Below are 18,481 nucleotides of genomic sequence, written 5' to 3'. Positions count from 1 at the left end.
CACGCGTGCGTGGAGGGCCCTTTCAGGATGTGCCGTGCGCGGTCAGGGAGTCAGCACCAGCTTGTCGCTCGTGCTGTCCTCCACCGCCTTGTCGTTGAAGGCCCACGGCAACAGCTCGCCCTTGGCCCACTTGTCGGTCTGGTCGGTGTAGTGCGCGTTGTACGCGTGTCCCGAGGCGCCGGTGAGGTTGATCCACTTGGACTTGTCGAGGTCCTTGAGGTTGACCACCATGCGCATCGACGGCACCCAGACCACTCCGTAGCCGCCCGCCGCGTTCCAGCCGGTGGCGTTGACCGCGGCCTCGCCGCCGCCGAGGTTCCACGGGCCGCGGTTGAGCACGAACTGCAGCCAGCCGGGGCCTTCGGTGCCCAGCGTCTGGTTCTTCAGCGTGAGGCGGTGCAGGCGGCCCCAGCTCCAGGTGTCGACGTCCTTGCCGAGCTTGGCCGTCAGGTCCCAGCGCGCGTCCTCCAGGGCCCGCTTGAACAGCTGGTCGCGGGTCTTGGTCTCGTCGTCAGTGCGCGTCGCCGGGGACTTCCACCAGTCGTTGTCCTCGTCGTCGATGATCTTGCGGATCACCTCGTAGTAGCGGTCGCCGCCGTCGGGCTGGGCCGAGTCCGCGTCGCGCTCGCCGCACTCGCGGACCTTCTCGCCCTCGTCGGCGGGGCCGGTGTTGCCTGCCGGTTCGACGTTCAGGCACTGGCCCTTGACGCGCAGCTCCTTGGGGAGCTTGTTGCCGAAGGCGAGCTTGAGGACGCTGCGCCAGACCGCGTTGAAGTACGCGGCGGCCGCCGAGTCGGCGTCCTGGGTGTAGTCCCAGCCCTCCAGGAGCTTCTGGGCCTCACGGACGTACTTGTCCTTGACGTCGATCTTGAGCAGCTTGGGCACGAGCAGCTTGGCGATCTCGCTGCTGTTGTCCATCTGCATGAGGCGCATGTCCTCGGTGGAGATCTTGCCGCCGTTCTTGATCTTCGACTGGATGAGATCGTCGATCCGCTGGCTGCGCGCCCCGTAGCCCCAGTCCGCGGTGAGGTCGTAGGGGTAGCTCTTGCCGACCACGGCCTGGTTGGCGGTGACGATGTAGCCGCGCTTCGGGTCGTACTCGTAGGGCAGCGCGTCCTGCGGGATGTAGCCGGTCCAGCGGTAGGCAGGGTCCCAGCCGGGGGCGGGGAGCGAGCCGTCGCCCTTGCCGCGGACCGGGATCTTGCCGGGTGCCTGGTAGCCGATGTGTCCTTCGGTGTCCGCGTAGATCAGGTTCTGGGAGGGCACTTCAAAAGAAGCGGCCGCCTTGCGGAACTCCGTGAAGTCCTTCGCCCTGTTGAGCTCGAAGACGGCGTCCATGGACTTGCCCGGGGTCAGCGCGGTCCAGCGCAGCGCCACTCCGTAGCCGTCGCCCCGGTCGGGGGCCGCGGTGTCGACATGGGCCTTCTTGCCGACCTTGACCAGCTCGTCGTCGCGGTCGGAGATCAGCGGACCGTTGTTGGTCTCGCGGACCGTGATCTTCTTCGAGCTGCCGCCCGCGACCTTGATGACCTCTTCGCGGGTCTTGAAGGGCAGCACCTTGTCGTCGTACTGGTAGCCGTCCCCGGTGAACTTCTCCAGGTACAGGTCCGTGACGTCGGCGCCGAGGTTCGTCATGCCCCAGGCGATGTCCTTGTTGTGGCCGATGACCACGCCCGGCATGCCGGCGAAGGTGTAGCCCGAGACGTCGTACTGGCACTTCGAAGAGACCGAGCGGCAGTGCAGGCCCATCTGGTACCAGACGGACGGCAGCTGCGGCGCGAGGTGCGGGTCGTTGGCCAGGAGCGGCTTGCCGGTGATGGTGTGCTCGCCCGAGACCACCCACGAGTTCGAACCGATGCCGTTGCCGTTCGGGCCGAGGATCGCGGGCACCTTGTCCAGGACGTTCGACAGGCCCGAGAGCTGGGACTGCAGTCCCGACGGCGCCTGCGCGCCGCCCGCCAGGCCGGTGCCCGTCGCGCCGTTGGTGCCCGTCTGGGTGCTCGTGGTGCCCTCGGGGTCGTACTCCTTGGTGACGCTGTTGAGGGCGCCCTCCTGGACGATCGGCTTGTTCCGCTTGTACGGGTAGGCCGGGTACAGGTCCTTGATCTGCTCGGGGCCGAGGCGGCTCGTCATCAAGGAGCGGTCGATCTCGTCCTGCATGTTGCCGCGCAGGTCCCAGGCCATCGCCTTGAGCCAGGCCACGGAGTCGACGGGCGTCCACTCCTTGGGCGCGTAGTCGTTCTCGAAGCCGAGCGCCGCGTACTCGACGGAGATGTCCTTGCCGTCCTTGCCGGCCAGGTAGGCGTTGACTCCCTTGGCGTACGCCTGGAGGTACTTCTTCGTCTCCGGAGAGAGCTTGGAGTCGTACTCCTTCTTCGCCACCCGGTGCCAGCCCAGGGTGCGCAGGAATTCATCGGTCTTGACCTGACCCTTGCCGAACATCTCGGAGAGCCGCCCGGAGGTCATATGACGGCGTACGTCCATCTCCCAGAAGCGGTCCTGCGCCTGGACGTAGCCCTGGGCCATGAAGAGGTCGGCGTCGGTGTCGGCGTAGATCTGCGGGATTCCGTTGCCGTCGCGCTTCACCTCGACATTGCCGGAGAGGCCGTCGAGTTTGATCGATCCCTTGGTCTGCGGGAAGGAGGCGCGCACGGTGCTGACGCTCCAGTACGCGCCGAAGCCGATGCCTCCGACGATGGCCAAGACCAGGACGATCACGATGAGTCGGGCTCGGCGCCCCTTCTTCTTGCCGGACTTATGACCGGAAGAGGCGGTGGTGTTGGAGGGCATCGCTGTCCTTGCTGTCCTTACGCGAGCGGCAGGGCGGGCTGTGCTGTCGACTGGGCGGCTCTGGGAGCGCTGGAGCAACCATAGGCGCAGGGCGTTGCGGCTCCGGACGCGGAGTCAGGAACGCGAGGCCGTCGAGTCCGGAACCTACATGCCCGGATATCGGAAGAGTGTTCGATGGCATCAAGAAGGCGTTAACAATTAGGTAAGGTAACGAAGTACTTGGCTCGGTACTTGGCTCGCATGAGGTCCCAAGTACGCGCACGGAGGAAGGAACGGCCCCTGACTGTCCACCACCTCAACCAGCTCCTGCTCGTCTGCTCGCTCGTTCTGCTCGTCGCGGTGGCGGCGGTCCGCATCTCGTCGCGCAGCGGGCTCCCCAGCCTGCTGCTCTACCTCGGAATCGGCGTCGCGATAGGCCAGGACGGCATCGGCAACGTCACCTTCAACAACGCCGAGCTGACGCAGGTCATCGGCTACGCCGCCCTGGTCGTGATCCTCGCCGAGGGCGGCCTCGGCACGAAGTGGAAAGAGGTCAAGCCGGCCCTGCCCGCGGCGGCCGCGCTCTCCACCCTCGGCGTCGCCGTCAGCGTCGGCGTCACGGCCGCCGGAGCGCACTACCTCGTCGGCCTGGAATGGCGGCAGGCCCTGATCATCGGCGCGGTGGTGTCCTCCACGGACGCGGCGGCGGTCTTCTCCGTACTGCGCAAGGTGCCGCTCCCCTCCCGAGTGACAGGTGTCCTCGAAGCGGAGTCGGGCTTCAACGACGCCCCCGTGGTGATCCTCGTCGTGGCGTTCTCCACGGCGGGCCCCGTGGACGCCTGGTACCTGCTGATCGGCAAGATCGCCCTGGAGCTGGCGATCGGCGCCGCGATCGGCCTCGCGGTCGGCTGGCTCGGCGCCTACGGCCTGCGGCACGTGGCCCTGCCCGCCTCAGGCCTGTATCCCATCGCCGTCATGGCCATCGCGGTCACGGCGTACGCGGCGGGCGCCATGGCCCACGGCAGCGGCTTCCTCGCCGTCTACCTCGCCTCGATGGTCCTCGGCAACGCCAAGCTGCCGCACTGGCCCGCCACCCGAGGCTTCGCCGAAGGGCTCGGCTGGATCGCCCAGATCGGCATGTTCGTCCTGCTCGGCCTCCTGGTGACCCCGCACGACCTGCTCGACGACACCTGGCCGGCGATCATCATCGGCCTGGTCCTGACGATGGTGGCGCGCCCCCTGGAAGTCGTGCTCAGCCTGCTGCCGTTCCGCATGCCCTGGCAGGAGAAAGCACTGCTCTCCTGGGCGGGCCTGCGCGGCGCCGTGCCCATCATCCTGGCGACCATCCCCATGGTCGGCGGCGTCGAGGACAGCCAGCGGATCTTCAACATCGTCTTCGTCCTGGTCGTCGTCTACACCCTGATCCAGGGCCCCACGCTGCCCTGGCTGGCCCGGAAGCTGCGCCTGGGCGACTCCTCGGAGGCCGCCGACCTCGGCATCGAGTCGGCGCCCCTGGAGCGGCTGCGCGGGCATCTGCTGTCGGTGGGCATCCCCAAAGGGTCGCGGATGCACGGCGTCGAGGTCGGCGAGCTGCGGCTGCCCCAGGGCGCCGCGGTCACGCTCGTCGTACGCGACGGCGAATCGTTCGTTCCGCTACCGGCCACGGTGCTGCGGCGCGGCGACGAGCTCCTGGTGGTGGCCACCGACCCGGTGCGGGACGCCGCCGAGAAGCGGCTGCGCGCGGTCGGCCACGGCGGCAAGCTCGCCGGATGGCTGGGAACTGCTGGAGAAAAGCACCAATCGTAGGTGGCAGGGGTCTCATCGGCTGCGATCACAGGGGCAGATGAGGCCCTTCCCTGTAGGATGAAGGCACCAGATCGAACCAACTCTGCCTGAAGCAGAGCTGGCGCGACCGTATGGCGGTCGAGGCACCCCCGCAGTGGAGCCCGGCATCTACCGCAGTTCCGCGCAAGAGGACAGCTCTCGGCGCCCCCGCACGGGCGCGCTACCAGGCGGCAGAAAGGCACGGGCCGTGGCATCCACGGTCACCGAATCCCGCCCGGGCTACGGACAGCTCCTGCGCACCCCTCGCGCCTGGACGTTCCTGCTTCCCGGCTTCGCCGCACGTCAGCCGTTCGCGATGCTCACCATCTCGATCGTGCTCCTTGTGCAGCACACCACCGGCTCCTACGGCATCGCGGGCGCCGTCTCCGCCGTCACCGGCGTCTCCATGGCGATGTTCGCGCCGTTCAGCGGCAAGCTCGCCGACCGCTTCGGACAGCGCGCCGTGCTGCTGCCCGGCGTGCTCGTGCACTCCGCCTCGGTGCTCACCATGACGGTCCTCGCGCTCTCCGACGCCCCCTTGTGGGCACTTTTCGTCGCCGCCGTGCCCGCGGGCGCCTCGACGCCGCAGATCGGCCCCATGGTGCGGGCCCGCTGGGCCGCCAAGCTGCAGGACTCCCCGCTGGCCGGTACGGCGGCCGCCTTCGAGTCGGTCACCGACGAGCTGACCTTCGTCCTCGGCCCGCTCTTCGCGACCGCGCTGTGCACCACGATCGACCCGGCCGCCGGACTGCTCACCGAGGCCGGACTCACGCTGGTGGGCGGCCTGCTGTTCGCCGCCCAGAAGAGCACCCAGCCCAAGCCCGCCGCGCACGGCGCGGAGCACGCACGCGTGGAGCACGTTTCCGCGCTGCGCATCCCCGGTGTGCGGGTCCTGATCGTCACGTTCCTCGGCATCGGCGCCGTCTTCGGCGGCATGCAGGTCTCGCTGGCCGCCTTCACCGAGTCGATCGGCGAGCCCGGCCTGAACGGTGTCCTGTACGGGACGTTCGCCGCGGGCAACATGCTCTCCGGCATCGCCTGCGGCGCCATCGCCTGGAAGGTCTCCCCGCAGCGGCGCCTCCTCGTCGGTTACGCGGCGCTGACCCTGATGGCCTCCGGACTGTGGGCGGCGCACTCCGCGCTCCTGCTCGCCGGGCTAGGCCTGCTCGTCGGCGTCTGCATCGCTCCCGCGCTGATCAGCGGCTACACCCTGGTCGACAAGCTGGTCCCGCCGACCGGGCGCACGGAGGCCTTCACCTGGCTCACCGGCGCCGTCGCGCTCGGCCAGGCCGCCGCCGTCACGGTCGCGGGACAGCTGGAGGACCGTTTCTGGGACGGTGCCGGATTCCTGGTCCCCCTGGGGGGCACGGCACTGGCCTTCGTGGTGCTGATCGCCCTGCGGTCACGGCTCGTGCCGAAGGCGCCGGGGCGGACGGTGGCGCGTGGCGTGAGTCACCGCACGCCGGTCACGGTGGACTGATCTCGCGGAATACGTCACTATGGACCGTCGTTAGCACTCATCGAGTGAGAGTGCCAGGAGGAAGCAAGTGCCGACGTACCAGTACCAGTGCACCGAGTGTGGCGAGGGCCTCGAGGCGGTGCAGAAGTTCACCGATGACGCCCTGACCGTGTGCCCCAACTGCGACGGACGCCTCAAGAAGGTGTTCTCGGCGGTCGGCATCGTCTTCAAGGGATCCGGCTTCTACCGCAACGACAGCCGCGGCTCGTCGTCGAGCAGCACGCCGGCCACGTCGAAGGGCTCCTCCGACGCGAAGTCCTCTTCGTCGTCCTCGGATTCTTCTTCGTCGTCGTCTTCCTCGTCGACGTCCTCCTCCTCGGACTCGAAGTCGTCCGGCTCCTCCTCGTCGACGTCGTCGTCCTCGTCGTCGAGCTCGGCCGCGTAGCGCTTCAGCATCTTCCTCAGGACCTCGCCGTTCTCTACGGCGGGGTCCTTGGTGTTCTCCGGGGTCCACGGGATCTCCGGGTTCCCCGGGTCCTCCGGGTTCTCCCGCTTTTCGCGCGCGGATACTGTGCGGTCCATGGTGAACACGGCGAACGCGACGCGGGCCGAGATCGGCGTGATCGGCGGATCCGGCTTCTACTCCTTCCTCGACCGGGTGACCGAGGTCCAGGTCGACACCCCCTACGGAGCTCCCAGCGACTCCCTCTTCCTCGGTGAGGTCGCGGGACGCCGGGTCGCCTTCCTGCCCCGGCACGGCCGCGGCCATCATCTGCCACCGCACCGCATCAACTACCGCGCCAACCTCTGGGCGTTGCGGTCCGTGGGCGTACGCCAGGTGCTCGGTCCCTGTGCGGTGGGCGGGCTGCGGGCCGAGTACGGGCCCGGGACGCTGCTGGTCCCCGACCAGCTGGTGGACCGCACGAAATCGCGTGCGCAGACATACTTCGACGGGGTGCCGCTGCCCGACGGCGACGTGCCCAACGTCGTGCATGTCTCGCTCGCCGATCCGTACTGCCCCGTGGGGCGCGGCGCCGCGCTGAAGGCGGCGCGCGGCCGGGAGTGGGAGCCGGTGGACGGCGGGACGCTCGTGGTGGTCGAGGGGCCGCGCTTCTCGACCCGTGCGGAGTCGCTCTGGCACGCGGCGCAGGGCTGGTCGGTGGTGGGCATGACCGGGCACCCCGAGGCGGCGCTCGCCCGCGAACTGGAGCTCTGCTACACGTCGTTGACACTGGTCACCGACCTCGACGCGGGTGCGGAGACCGGCGAGGGCGTCTCGCACGACGAGGTGCTCCGGGTGTTCGCCGCCAATGTGGACCGGCTGCGGGGCGTCCTGTTCGACGCGGTGGCGGGGCTGCCGGCGGACGGGGAGCGGGAGTGTCTGTGTGCGGGGGCGCTGGGTGGGATGGAGCCGGGGATCCGGCTGCCGTGACCGGCGGGACCGGCGGGTGACCGGCGCGTGACCGGCGGCTGAGGGCGCGGAACTTCCCCTTCGGGTGAGGGAGTTATCCACAACCGGCGGGCAGTCCACAGGGCTCAGCGGGATTCGGCGCGGGCCTGCATCGTGAGAGCGCAAGCCCGGCTCTTCGCATCGCAGGCGGTGGTTGTCGTGTCCCACGTCCCTTCTCAGCCCTCTGACGCCCTTCAGTCCCGCGTCCCTTCGCAGGCCCCATCTCCAGACCGTTGCCCGGTCCCGCTCTTCACCCCCGTGCGAGTGCGCGGCGGGCATCCGCGGCTGCGCGGGCTGCTGCGGCACAGACGGCGTGCCATGGCCGCGGGCCTCGCGATGGCCGCGGCGGCGCTCGCGGCCGCGGGCCCCGGGGACACCGCGCCGCCCCGGGCGCGCGCGGCGGCCGCGGAGCCCGCGCGCGAGCGGCGGCCCGTGGAGCGGGTGACGGCGCCGGTGCGGATCGCCGACGCGGACGCGGTGCGTCTGCTGCGCCCCGGCGACCGGGTGGACGTGATCGCCGCGGACGGGTCACCCGCCGGCGGCGGCGCGCCCCGTGTGGTGGCCGCGGGGGCGCGGGTTTCGGAGGTGCCCGAGCGAGGGGAAGGTCCCGTCGAGAGCGGCGCGTTGGTGGTGCTCTCGGTGCGCCGGGACACGGCGGCACGGCTCGCGGGAGCCGGTGCGCAGGCGCGTCTGGCGGTGACCCTGCGGTGAACAGGAGTGTTCACGATCGCACTGAACCCCTGTCAAGTCGCCCATTCGTGCGAGCGAATTGGACAGGCCAACCACGGTCTGACGTAGGTTGCGAAGTTGTTTGTTCCGCAACCCGCACATGCAACGAAAGGCCTCGTGGTGAGCGAGAAGAAGGAACCGGGCGTCTGGGAGGGCTTCAAAGCCTTCCTGATGCGCGGCAATGTCGTCGACCTGGCGGTCGCGGTGGTCATCGGCGCCGCGTTCACGAACATCGTGAACTCGGTGGTCAAGGGTGTCATCAACCCGCTCGTCGGCGCCTTCGGGACGAAGGATCTCGACCACTACAGCTCGTGCCTGAAGGCACCGTGCGAGATGAAGGCCGACGGGACGGTCGCCAGCGGCATCCCGATCATGTGGGGTTCCGTGCTCAGCGCGGTCCTCAGCTTCGTGATCACCGCGGCCGTCGTGTACTTCCTGATGGTCCTGCCGATGGCCAAGTACCTGGCCAAGCAGGCCGCGCGGAAGGCCGCGAAGGAGGGCACCCAGGAGGTCATGGAGCTGTCCGAGCTGGAGGTCCTCAAGGAGATCCGCGACGCCCTGGTGGCGCAGCGCGGCTCGGGGCACCGCGAGGAGTAGCGCCCGCTCAGAGGTGGTGGGGCGGCTTCTCGTCGAGGAAGCGGGCCAGGTCGGCGGCGCTGTCGCCACCGGCTTCGGCCCGCTCTCCCCACCCTCGGTCCGTGTCGTCCGAAGACTGCTGCGACAGCGGGTCGTCGAAGATCAGCGCGTTCTTCGGCTTCTTCGGCCCCTCCGGATCACGCGGTTCGGGGGCGGGGGCGGTGCTCATGCCTCCAGGGTACGTCCAGGGCGCGGACGGACCCCGGTCAGCTCGGGGCCTCCGCGCCCTTGCGGACGTAGAACCACCAGCAGACGACCAGGCACGTGGCGTAGAAGCCGATGAACATCCACAGCGCGGTGGTGACGGCCAGGTTGGCGAACATCGCGGGGATGAAGAAGAAGCCGTACGCCGCGATGGCCGCGGAGAACCCGGTGACCGCGCCCGACTCCATCTCGGCCTGCTTCAGCGCGGCGCCCTCCGCCTCGGGGCCCTGGCCCGCCGCCTTCTTCAGGTGCAGGTCCCTGAAGATCACCGGGATCTGCCGGAACGTCGAGCCGTTGCCGACGCCGGAGAACGCGAAGGCGCAGAGGAACCCGACGTAGAAGGCCCAGAAGCTGCCCTTGTCCCCGCCGGACGGCAGCGCGCTGATCACGACGACCAGCGAAGCGGCCATGCCGACGAAGGACACCAGGGTGACCCGGGCGCCGCCGATCTTGTCCGACAGCCACCCGCCGGCCCAGCGGGTGAGGGCGCCGATGAAGGGGCCGATCCAGGCGTAGGTGGTGGCCTGGTAGCCCGAGGCCGAGAAGTTGTTCTTGATCAGCAGCGGCAGGCCCGCGGCGAAGCCGATGAACGAGCCGAAGGTGCCGACGTAGAGCCAGGTCATCAGCCAGTTGTGCTTGCGCTTGAAGATGACCTTCTGGCGGCTGAAGGGCGCGGCGGCGACCTTGAGGTCGTTCATCAGGAACCAGGCGAGCAGCGCCATGATCACCAGGAGCGGCACCCAGAGGAACGCGCCGTTCTGCAGCCAGACGTCCTCGTTCTTGACGGTGTCGCGCTGGGGGTCGCCCGCGGGGGCGCCGAGGACGGCCGCGGTGACGACCAGCGGGGCGACCAGCTGGACGACGGAGACGCCGAGGTTGCCGAGGCCGCCGTTGAGTCCCGCGGCGCTGCCCTTCTCCTTCTTGGGGAAGAAGAAGCCGATGTTCGCCATCGACGAGGAGAAGTTGGCGCCGCCGATGCCGCAGACCGCGGCGATCAGGGCGAGCTCCCAGTAGGGGGTGCCGGTGTCCTGGAGCGCGAAGCCCAGCCAGAGCATGGGGGCGATCAGGATCAGCGTGGAGAACGCGGTGAACTTCCGCTCGCCGAAGATCGGCCCGATGAAGGTGTAGAGGATCCGGAAGGTGCCACCGGTGAGGCCGGGGATGGCCGTCAGCCAGAACAGCTGCGAGGTGGTGAGGCCGAACCCGACGTCGTTGAGGCGGACCGCGGTGACCGACCAGACCTGCCAGACGACGAAGCCGAGCATCAGGGCCGGGATCGACACCCACAGATTGCGGTTGGCGACCTTGTGTCCCGTGGTGCGCCAGAAGGAGTCGTCCTCGGGCTGCCATTCCGCGATCGCCGATCCGGGACGGTAGGTGTCGCCCGTCCGCCGGTGGCTGGTGGGAGCACTCATGCGGCCACGCTAGGCACAGCCCCTGGTGAGCGCCTGTTCGATGGACCGTTCGATGGGCCGTTCGGGTGGCGCGGGCCGGGTGGACCGGGTGGGCCGTGGCCGACGTCAGACGGCCTTGAGGCCCTGCGCCTCGAAGATCTTCTTGGCGGCGGCGACCTGCTCCGGTGTCGGCGAGGGGGTGTCACGCAGCGTGAAGTCCTTGCCGAGCGCGTCCCACTTCGCCTCGCCCAGCTTGTGGAAGGGCAGCACGTCGACGCGCGAGACGTTGCCGAGCGAGGCGGCGAAGCGGGCGACGCCCTCGATGTTCGCCGGGTCGTCGGTCAGGCCGGGCACGAGGACGAAGCGCACCCAGACGTCCTTGCCGAGGTCGGCCAGACGGTGGGCGAAGTCGAGGGTGGGTGCCAGCGGACGGCCCGTGACCTTCTGGTACGTCTCGGGGTGCCAGGACTTGATGTCGAGGAGCACCAGGTCGACGTCGCGGAGCAGGGCGTCGGTGGCGCGTGCGCCGAGGAAGCCCGAGGTGTCCAGGGCGGTGTGCAGGCCCAGTTCGTGCTTGAGGCGGTGCAGGAGTTCACCGGTGAAGACGGGCTGCAGGAGGGGCTCGCCGCCGCTGACGGTGGCTCCTCCTCCGGCGGCCGAGATGAACCTGGTGTACTTGGCCGCTTCCGCGATGACGTCGTCGGCCGTGGTCCGCTTGCCGTCGCGCATCCGCCAGGTGTCCGGGTTGTGGCAGTACAGGCAGCTCAGCGGGCAGCCGGCGAGGAAGGTCACGAAGCGCGTGCCGGGGCCGTCGACGCCGGTGGACAGGTCCCAGGAGTGGATGGACCCGGTGACGGGCCGGTGGGTCGCGGCCGCGGCGGGCGTGGCCGCGTCCTCATCGGCCACGACGGGGCGTACGGGGATGTCGGTACCGAGCAGGACAGCCATGGCGGAACTCCCGAACTACTGGCAGGACGTGGTGTGCGCGGCACCCGGGGCCGGGGTGAGGGCCCGGCCCCGGGGCCGCGGATCGGGGGCGGCTCCTTGGTGGGAGCCGGTGGCTCAGAGCGAGCCGTGGAAGGTGCGGTTGATGACGTCGAGCTGCTGGTCGCGGGTGAGCCGGATGAAGTTGACCGCGTATCCGGAGACCCGGATGGTCAGCTGCGGGTAGTTCTCCGGGTTCTCCATGGCGTCCTCGAGCGTCGTCTTGTTGAGCACGTTGACGTTCATGTGGAAGCCGTCGCTGGCCATGAAGCCGTCCAGGACGCCGGAGAGGTTCGCCACCCGCTCCTCGGGGGTGCGGCCGAGCGCGTCCGGGGTGATGGTGTTGGTCAGCGAGATGCCGTCCTCGGCGTCGTCGTAGTTGAGCTTGGCGACCGACATCGCGGAGGCGATGTAGCCGTGCTCGTCGCGGCCGTTCATCGGGTTGGCACCCGGGGCGAACGGCTCGCCCGCGCGGCGGCCGTCGGGGGTGTTGCCGGTCTTCTTGCCGTAGACGACGTTCGAGGTGATCGTCAGGACCGACTGGGTGTGCACCGCGTTCCGGTAGGTCGGGTGCTGGCGGATCTTGCCCATGAAGTCGGAGACGATCCGCTGGGCGATGGCGTCGGCCCGCTCGTCGTTGTTGCCGTAGGCCGGGTAGTCGCCCTCGATCTCGTAGTCGACGGCGAGGCCCGTCTCGTCGCGGATGACCTTGACCTTGGCGTGCTTGATGGCCGAGAGGGAGTCCGCCGCGACCGAGAGACCCGCGATGCCGCAGGCCATCGTGCGCAGGATCTCCTGGTCGTGCAGGGCCATCTCGATGCGCTCGTAGGCGTACTTGTCGTGCATGTAGTGGATGACGTTGAGCGCGTGCACGTACGTCTTGCCGAGCCAGCCGAGCATCGCGTCGTACTGCGCGGCGACGGTCTCGTAGTCCAGGTACTCGTCGGTGATGGGCTCGAAGCCCTCGACGACGAGCTTGCCGGACTTCTCGTCGCGGCCGCCGTTGATCGCGTAGAGCAGCGCCTTGGCGACGTTCACGCGGGCGCCGAAGAACTGCATCTGCTTGCCGACGGCCATCGCCGATACGCAGCAGGCGATCGCGGTGTCGTCGCCGTACTTGGGGCGCATCAGTTCGTCGGACTCGAACTGGATGGCCGAGGTGTCGATGGCGACCCTGGAGGCGAACTCCTTGAAGCCCTGGGGCAGTCGCTGCGACCAGAAGACCGTGAGGTTCGGCTCGGGGGCCGGGCCGAGGTTGTAGAGGGTCTGCAGGGCGCGGAAGGTGGTGCGCGAGACCAGCGGGCGGCCGTCCTCGCCGATGCCCGCCATCGACCAGGTGACCCAGGTCGGGTCGCCGGAGTAGAGCTCGTTGTACTCGGGGGTGCGCAGGAAGCGGACGATGCGGAGCTTGATGACGAAGTCGTCGATGAACTCCTGGGCCTCGGCCTCGGTGATGCGCCCTGCCTCGATGTCGCGCTGGAGGTAGATGTCGAGGAAGTTGTCGATGCGGCCGATCGACATGGCCGCGCCGTTCTGCTCCTTCACGGCGGCGAGGTAGGCGAAGTACAGCCACTGGATGGCCTCGCGGCCCGTGGTGGCGGGCTTCGAGATGTCGTAGCCGTACGACATCGCCATGGTCTTCAGTTCCTTGAGGGCCTTGATCTGCTCGGAGACCTCCTCGCGGCCGCGGATGACCTCTTCGGTCGCCCACTGCTCGCCGAGCGCGGCCTTGTCGGCCTCCTTCGCGGCGATCAGGTGGTCGACGCCGTAGAGGGCGACGCGGCGGTAGTCGCCGATGATGCGGCCGCGGCCGTAGGCGTCGGGCAGGCCCGTGATGATGCCGGAGGAGCGGCAGGCGCGGATCTCGGGGGTGTAGGCGTCGAAGACGCCTTCGTTGTGGGTCTTGCGGAGGTGGGTGTAGACCTCCCTGACCTCGGGATCGGCCTCGTAGCCATAGGCGTTGAGGGCGGTCTCGACCATGCGCCAGCCGCCGTTGGGCATGATCGCGCGCTTGAGGGGGCCGTCGGTCTGCAGGCCCACGATCAGGTCGCGGTCGGCGTCGATGTAGCCGGGCTTGAAGGCGTCGATGCGGGACGGGGTCTTCACGTCCACGTCGTAGACGCCCTGCTCGATCTCCGCGGGGAACATCGAGAGGAGCTTCTCCCAGACCTGGGTGGTGCGTTCGGTCGCACCGGCCAGGAAGGAGTCGTCCCCTTCGTACGGGATGTAGTTCTGCTGCACGAAGTCGCGGACGTCGACGGCGTCGCGCCACAGACCGCCCTTGAAGCCGTCCCAGGCCCCGTCGTGCACTGTCGTTTCCGCAGGAGTGGCAGTCATGACCCGCACCTTCCGTATCGCTTCGTCGCTACGCCTCCATTCCACTCCTGTTTGATCGATCAGGGGCCCCGCAATGGTCCTCGATTGGGGACCGATAGTCCCCAATTCCCGCACGCCGGGGCCCACATCAACGCTCTGACCAGGTGTTTTCCATGGGACTTTGGACCTAAGTTCGCTTGTGAATGCATTCACAAGAAATTCCCGGCCGCCCCGTGGTACGGGATGACCGGGAAAGGCGGGTGGCGCGACGCGTCAGCTCGGGGCCTCCGCGCCCTTGCGGGCGTAGAACCACCAGGCGACCGCGATGCAACTGACGTAGAAGCCCACGAAGCCCCACATCGCGCTGGTCACCGCGAAGTTGGCGAACATCGCGGGGATGAAGAAGAAGCCGTACGCCGCGATGGCGGAGGTGAAGCCGGTGACGGCGCCCGCCTCCATCTCCGACTGCTTCAGCGCCTTCGTGTACTCGGGCGTGCCCTCGGTCAGGCCCTTCAGGTGCTGGCTGCGGAAGATCACCGGGATCTGCCGGAACGTGGAGCCGTTGCCGATGCCCGAGAAGAAGAACGCGCTCAGGAAGCAGGCGAAGAAGCCCCAGAAGTTGCCGTTGTCGCCGCCGGAGGGAAGGAAGTTGATGACGCCGATGATCGAGATCGCCATGCCGACGAACGAGATGATGGTGACCCGCGCACCGCCGATCTTGTCGGCGATCCAGCCACCGGCCCAGCGGGCGAGCGCGCCCACGGCCGGGCCCATCCAAGCGTAGGTGGCCGCGGAGTAGGCCGCGTCGATCGGGGTGAACGTGGTCTTGATCAGCATCGGCAGGGCCGCGGCGAAGCCGATGAAGGAGCCGAAGGTGCCGACGTAGAGCCAGGTCATCAGCCAGTTGTGCTTGCGCTTGAAGATGACCTTCTGCTGGCTGAAGGGGGTCGAGGCGACCTTGAGGTCGTTCTGGCCGAACCAGGCGACGACGGCCAGGATCACCAGGACGGGCACCCACAGGAACGCGGCGTTCTGCAGCCACACGGGAGTGCCGTCGGCCTTGTGCTGGGCCGAGCCGACCGCGATGACCGAGCTGGTGATGACGATCGGGGTGAGCAGCTGGACGACGGAGACACCGAGGTTGCCGAGGCCGCCGTTGATGCCCGTGGCGTTGCCCTTGTCCTTCTTGGGGAAGAAGAAGCCGATGTTGGCGAGCGACGAGGCGAAGTTGGCGCCGCCGATGCCGCAGAGGGCGGCGATGGCGATCATCACGCCGTACGAGGTGTCGGGGTTCTGGACCGCGATGCCGAGCCAGATCAGCGGGATGACCAGGACGATCGTGGAGAGCGCGGTGAAGCGGCGCTGGCCGATCATCGGGCCGAGGAAGGTGTAGAAGATGCGGGCCGTGCCGCCCGTCAGGCCGGGGACGGCCGTCAGCCAGAACAGCTGGGAGGTGGAGAAGCCGAAGCCGACGTCCTTCAGGTTGGTCGCGGTGACCGACCACACCTGCCAGACGACGAAGGCCACCAGGAGGGCCGGGACCGCGATCCACAGGTTGCGGGCGGCGACCTTCTTGCCGGTGGACTTCCAGAAGAGTTCGTTCTCCGGCTCCCAGTCGGTGATGGTGCGACCGGGGCGGTACTGCGCGGGGTCGTAGGACGTTCCCTCGGGCGCGGTCCGCGCTCGTTGGGCGGCAGGCGATCTCATGTTGGTTCCCAGTTCGCTCAGGGTCCCGACCTTGCCACGGGGCCTGACGTATCCACCTTCCGTCGCACCGGTCCCTGGCAGCAGAGGCGTAGGACACCAGCTGACCAGGCCAAAGACCGGGAGTGCGACGGGACTTCAGACCTCGTCCACGGACACCTGGGGTACCGGCACCACGTGCACGGGCAGCGTGACCGACGGGTCGTCCAGGCACTCGCCGGTCCGCAGGTCGAACTCCTGCTTGTGCATCGGGGATGCCACGACGGGGCGGCCGTCACGCGTGCCCAGGACGCCGTGGGCGATCACGTCGGTGCCGGAGAACGGGTCGCGGTTGCCGACCGCGTAGACGATGCCGTCGCTGTCCTTGAAGAGGGCGGCCTCGGAGCCGTCGGGCAGGACAGCCGCCCGGCCGCGGCCCGGCTCAAGGAACTCGGGCGACGGCTGCGGCAGGTGCCGCTCGAAGCGCGCGAGCGCCTGCGGGTCTTCGAGCACGGCCTGCCACTCGTCCCGGTAGGCCGCCGCGTGACGGTCCATCTGGGCCTCCAGCTCGGCGCGGATGCCAAGGGAGTCGTCGATCAGGACGGACTTCAGGTGGTCGAGGCCGCCGATGCGCTCGAACCACGGGGCGGTGCGCTCCAGTCGCTCGCCGGTGCGCAGGTAGTACATGAGGAAGCGGTCGACGAGGCGCAGGAGTTCGTCGGTGGACAGGTCGGCGGCGAGCAGGTCGGCGTGGCGCGGGGTGGCGCCGCCGTTGCCGCAGACGTAGAGGTTCCAGCCGTTGGCGGTGGCGATGACGCCGATGTCCTTGCCGCGGGCCTCGGCGCACTCGCGCAGACAGCCCGAGACGCCGCCCTTGATCTTGTGCGGGGTACGCAGACCCCGGTAGCGCAGCTCCAGGTCGATGGCGAGCTGGACGGAGTCGCCCTGCCCGAACCGGCAGAACTTGGCACCGACGCAGGACTTCACCGTACGCAGCGACTTGCCGTAGGCGTGGCCGGACTCGAGACCGGCGTCGACCAGGCGGCGCCAGATGGCGGGGAGTTGGTCGGCGCGTGCCCCGAAGAGGTCGATGCGCTGACCGCCGGTGATCTTCGTGTAGAGGCCGAAGTCCCGTGCGACCTCGCCGATCACGATGAGCTTGTCGGGGGTGATCTCGCCGCCGGGGATCCGCGGGACGACGGAGTAGGTGCCGTCCTTCTGGAGGTTGGCGAGGAAGAGGTCGTTGGAGTCCTGGAGGGTGGCCTGCTCGCCGTCCAGGACGTGGCCGAGGCCCAGTTCGGGGGCGAGCGTGCCGAGGACGTTGCCGACGACGGGCTTGCAGACGACGCAGCCCTCGCCGCCCAGGCCGTGCTTGGCCAGCAGTTCGGTGAAGGAGCGGATGTGTTCGGTGCGGACCGTCTCGTAGATCTCGGCGCGGGTCAGCGCGAAGTGTTCGCACAGGCCCTTGGGCCTCTCGATCCCCGCGGCGGCGAGCTCCGCGTCGAGCACGGACTGGAGGGTGGAGAGGCAGCCGCCGCAGCCCGTGCCCGCCTTGGTGCAGCGCTTGATGCCGCCGATGTCGGTGAGGGAGTTCTCCGCGACGGCGGCGCGCACGGCGCCCTTGGTGACGTTGTGGCAACTGCAGACGACGGCGTCGTCGGGCAGGGTGTCGGCGCCGGGGAGTTCGACGCCGGACGCGGGCAGGACGTAGGCCTCGGGGGGTGCGGGCAGGGCGCGGCCCGCGTGCGGCCTCAGGGTGCCGTAGGCGTCGGCGTCGCCGACCAGGATGCCGCCGAGGAGTCGCCCGTCCGGGCCGAGGAGCAGCTTCTTGTAGACGCCCTCGCGGGTGTCGGAGAAGACGACGGAGACGGCCCCGTCCACGCCCTCGGGCGCGAAGGGATCGCCGAAGGAGGCGACGTCGGCGCCCATCAGCTTCAGCTTGGTGGAGGTGTCGGCGCCGGTGAAGACCGCGGTGCCCTCTCCCGCGAGGGCGTCGGCCGCCGCCTCGGCCATCTGGTAGCCGGGGGCGACCAGGCCGTAGACGCGGCCGTCGGCGCTCTGGGCGCACTCGCCGATCGCGTAGACGTAGGGGTCGGTGGTGCGGCAGTGCTCGTCGACGGCGACGCCGCCCCGGTCGCCCACGGCCAGACCTGCTTCGCGGGCGAGGCGGTCCCTGGGGCGTACGCCCGCGGAGAAGACGACGACGTCGGCGTCGATGGTGCGGCCGTCGCTCAGCCGCAGCGCGCGCACGGAGCCGTCGGTGTCCGTCTCGACCTGACTCGCCCCGACGCCCGTGTGCACGGCGACACCCATCGACTCGATGGTGGCGCGCAGCGCGGCCGCGCCGCCGTCGTCGACCTGGAGCGGCATGAGGCGGGGTGCGAACTCGACGACGTGGGTGCGCAGCCCGAGCGTGCGCAGGGCGCCCGCCGCCTCCAGGCCGAGCAGGCCGCCGCCGATGACGACGCCGTGGGTACGGCCCTCGTCGGCGGCGTACGCGGTGAGGGTCTCGACGTCGTACAGGGTGCGGTACGTGAAGCAGCCGGGGGCGTCGGCGCCCTCGATGGGCGGTACGAAGGGGTAGGAGCCGGTGGCGATGACCAGGGCGTCGTAGGCGACGGTGGCGCCGGATGTCGTGGTGACCGTGCGGGCGGCGGTGTCGATGTGCTCGGCCGGGTCGCCGAGGCGCAGGTCGATGCCGTGGCGGGCGAGGAAGTCGGCGTCGCAGAGGGAGAGTTCGGCGTCGGTGGCGCCGGTGAACGCGGAGGACAGGTGGACCCGGTCGTAGGCGGGCCTGTCCTCCTCCGCGAGCACGGTCACCTGCCAGCCGGGGCCCTGCGGAGCGGCGGGGTCGGCCAGGGCGCCACGCTCGGCGAGCACCTCGAGGAAACGCTGGCCCACCATTCCGTGGCCGATGAGCACCAGGGTCTGGATCATGGGGGCACACTCCGTCGTCTGAGGTGGCTGCGTTGCCTGAGGTGGCTGCGTTGCCTGAGGTGGCTGCGTTGCCTGAGGGGGCTGTGTTGCCTGAGG

General features: G+C 69.3%; 13 protein-coding genes. 6 read left to right on the top strand and 7 right to left on the bottom strand.

Annotated features, from left to right (window positions below; genetic code table 11):
• Positions 1-42: 42 nt before the first annotated feature.
• Complete coding sequence (locus tag CP970_RS25280) at positions 43-2,790, bottom strand: penicillin acylase family protein (RefSeq protein WP_055548523.1); 2,748 nt, start codon at positions 2,788-2,790, stop codon at positions 43-45.
• 240 nt (positions 2,791-3,030) lie between these two features.
• On the opposite strand from CP970_RS25280, the gene CP970_RS25275 reads away from it, so the two are divergent.
• The 6 genes from CP970_RS25275 to mscL all read left to right on the top strand — a co-directional run bounded on the left by CP970_RS25275 (position 3,031) and on the right by mscL (position 8,828).
• Positions 3,031-4,575 carry a potassium/proton antiporter gene (locus tag CP970_RS25275; RefSeq protein WP_055548521.1) on the top strand — a complete coding sequence of 515 codons (1,545 nt, stop codon included), beginning with the start codon at positions 3,031-3,033 and terminating at the stop codon, positions 4,573-4,575.
• Between the two features lie 226 nt (positions 4,576-4,801).
• A complete protein-coding gene (locus tag CP970_RS25265; protein ID WP_055548519.1) occupies positions 4,802-6,073 on the top strand; it encodes an MFS transporter in 1,272 nt (423 codons plus the stop codon).
• A 67-nt stretch (positions 6,074-6,140) separates the two neighbouring features.
• Positions 6,141-6,497, top strand: a complete 357-nt coding sequence (locus CP970_RS25260) for an FmdB family zinc ribbon protein (protein WP_079043577.1) — start codon at positions 6,141-6,143, stop codon at positions 6,495-6,497.
• Positions 6,498-6,632: 135 nt separating this feature from the next.
• Entirely contained in the window at positions 6,633-7,484 is an 852-nt protein-coding gene (locus CP970_RS25255) for an S-methyl-5'-thioadenosine phosphorylase (RefSeq protein WP_055548515.1), read from the top strand.
• A gap of 276 nt (positions 7,485-7,760) precedes the next feature.
• Entirely contained in the window at positions 7,761-8,213 is a 453-nt protein-coding gene (locus tag CP970_RS25250; protein WP_107098954.1) for a hypothetical protein, read from the top strand.
• A 138-nt stretch (positions 8,214-8,351) separates the two neighbouring features.
• Entirely contained in the window at positions 8,352-8,828 is a 477-nt protein-coding gene (gene mscL, locus CP970_RS25245; RefSeq protein ID WP_055548549.1) for a large conductance mechanosensitive channel protein MscL, read from the top strand.
• Between the two features lie 7 nt (positions 8,829-8,835).
• Here mscL and CP970_RS25240 read toward each other — a convergent pair whose 3' ends face one another.
• The 6 genes from CP970_RS25240 to nirB all read right to left on the bottom strand — a co-directional run bounded on the left by CP970_RS25240 (position 8,836) and on the right by nirB (position 18,385).
• Positions 8,836-9,036: a hypothetical protein gene (locus CP970_RS25240; protein WP_055548511.1), complete on the bottom strand. Its 201-nt coding sequence runs from the start codon at positions 9,034-9,036 to the stop codon at positions 8,836-8,838.
• A gap of 37 nt (positions 9,037-9,073) precedes the next feature.
• Positions 9,074-10,486 carry a NarK family nitrate/nitrite MFS transporter gene (locus tag CP970_RS25235; RefSeq protein WP_055548509.1) on the bottom strand — a complete coding sequence of 471 codons (1,413 nt, stop codon included), beginning with the start codon at positions 10,484-10,486 and terminating at the stop codon, positions 9,074-9,076.
• Between the two features lie 105 nt (positions 10,487-10,591).
• Positions 10,592-11,413, bottom strand: coding sequence for a pyruvate formate-lyase-activating protein (gene pflA / locus CP970_RS25230; RefSeq protein ID WP_079043574.1), 822 nt, complete (start codon positions 11,411-11,413; stop codon positions 10,592-10,594).
• Positions 11,414-11,527: 114 nt separating this feature from the next.
• The gene (gene pflB, locus CP970_RS25225) at positions 11,528-13,786 is read right to left on the bottom strand and encodes a formate C-acetyltransferase (RefSeq protein WP_055548507.1); all 2,259 of its coding nucleotides are present in this window, start codon (positions 13,784-13,786) and stop codon (positions 11,528-11,530) included.
• 252 nt (positions 13,787-14,038) lie between these two features.
• Positions 14,039-15,472 (bottom strand): NarK family nitrate/nitrite MFS transporter, encoded by a 1,434-nt coding sequence (locus CP970_RS25220; protein WP_079043573.1) that lies wholly within the window; start codon positions 15,470-15,472, stop codon positions 14,039-14,041.
• 135 nt (positions 15,473-15,607) lie between these two features.
• Positions 15,608-18,385 carry a nitrite reductase large subunit NirB gene (nirB, locus tag CP970_RS25215; RefSeq protein WP_055548505.1) on the bottom strand — a complete coding sequence of 926 codons (2,778 nt, stop codon included), beginning with the start codon at positions 18,383-18,385 and terminating at the stop codon, positions 15,608-15,610.
• Positions 18,386-18,481 lie beyond the last annotated feature (96 nt).

This window comes from Streptomyces kanamyceticus (assembly GCF_008704495.1).
Classification (GTDB): Bacteria; Actinomycetota; Actinomycetes; order Streptomycetales; family Streptomycetaceae; genus Streptomyces; species Streptomyces kanamyceticus.
The sequence above is the reverse complement of the archived record's forward strand: the minus strand, read 5'-3'. Positions and strand labels throughout refer to the sequence as shown.